The sequence below is a fragment of the Microcystis sp. M53598_WE2 genome (assembly GCF_030067735.1).
GTDB lineage: Bacteria > Cyanobacteriota > Cyanobacteriia > Cyanobacteriales > Microcystaceae > Microcystis > Microcystis aeruginosa.
In genome coordinates this window covers 1-1,414 of the sequence record NZ_JASJFE010000769.1, presented here as the reverse complement: position 1 = coordinate 1,414, position 1,414 = coordinate 1, and the positions used below count along the sequence as shown (strand labels likewise).

1 protein-coding gene is annotated in these 1,414 nt (G+C 42.9%); it reads left to right on the top strand.

Annotation, left to right across the window (positions count from 1 at the left end; all coding sequences use genetic code 11):
* The first annotated feature begins 577 nt into the window (after window positions 1-577).
* On the top strand, window positions 578-904 hold the full coding sequence (locus PX636_RS15725) for a hypothetical protein (RefSeq protein ID WP_288117766.1): 327 nt from the start codon (window positions 578-580) through the stop codon (window positions 902-904).
* The last annotated feature ends 510 nt before the right edge of the window (window positions 905-1,414 follow it).

Genomic DNA, 1,414 nt, shown 5'->3' with positions numbered 1-1,414 from the left:
GATTAGTCAAGTGTAACAAGCAAGTTACAAGATTTTGATTTTCCCAGAATTTGCCAAAATTTAGCTGTAAATCGGGGTTGCCTACATTTATTAATCTGGTATGATCATGGTATGCTGTGGGCTTAGTTTAAGCATTAAATCTCAAATCAACGGAAAACCAAGGCAATCCGGGGACTATATCGATTCTCTTGCCCAAAAAAAGCCGCCAGTGATGAAATTTTTTTATGTTGCAATTTTTGAAGTTTTGTAAAGGCTATTGACTTAAAGCCAGAATTGTGCAACTCTCCCCGCTCCAAACTCCGGCACTCGCAGACAGTCAACAGCTAATCAAGTTGGGAACTAGGAGGAGAGGTCAACTCCTAGTCCCCTGTTTTTTGGGACATCAATTCCGCTTAAGGTACTTCAGTCCAGCGCCTAAGCCTCCTAGTACCAGCAAACTCAGCACAGTTGACGGTTCGGGAATCGGGGCAGAAAAGTTAGAAATCGTCACACTACCGGGTCCAACAGAGTTGTCGCGAGTGAAAATACGGAAACCAAAGCTGTCGCCAGCTAGGACGTTAAACGTCGATGTCCCGTTTTGGACAACACCTCCCCCATTATTAGTTACTTGGATGAAGCTGCCGTTGAGCAGATATCCGAAGGGATCCCAGAAAGCACTAACATCACCAGTCGCATAGTTCCAATTAAACGTCACCGTCCCAGCCGCAGCCGCAGTGGTGGTGTAGCTTGTGGTTCCAGAATTGAAAGAACTATTGTTCCCCCCAGTCAGGCTAATGGAAGCAGGAGCGCCGCTGGTATTGACGAACCCGTCGGCATTACTATTGGTAAATGTCCAGTTAATGGGAGCGTAGGGAGTTTGGAAACCGAACACTGTCGCGGCACTAGCACTAGAAGCAGCGGCTAGAGTGAGGCTAACAGTAGTGACAGTCATTGCGGTCTATGACCGCAATGACTCGAATAATTTTGGCGATTTGGTGGCCATGGCCCTAAAAATAAATTAAATTACAGCCCAACTGTACAATCGGTCAAAATATTTTTCAAGAAGATTTGTATAGAAATATTCAATCCTATCTATAGAAATAAGCAAATGGTTGGTTCTCTTATTCTTTGTGTGATCAGTTCAATTTATAGCATTTCTGATTCACAAGAGGTACAGTCTCGATCCTGAACAGCTTAAGCAGCAAAGGTTTAACTGTGCCGCACAGATGCGAGAAACGCTATATATAAGTACCTAAGCAAAATTAATTACACATATCTAACCACCTCTTGCCTCCTGCCTTTTGCCTTTTGCCTATCTTCACTAGGAAATTAATTTTGCACGACTACTTAGTAAGCTTTTACGCATTTAAGTTACATTGACAGCATTACCCTTATTTTTAAGTTTTCTACTCCATTTAATAATCAATCCCCCTTC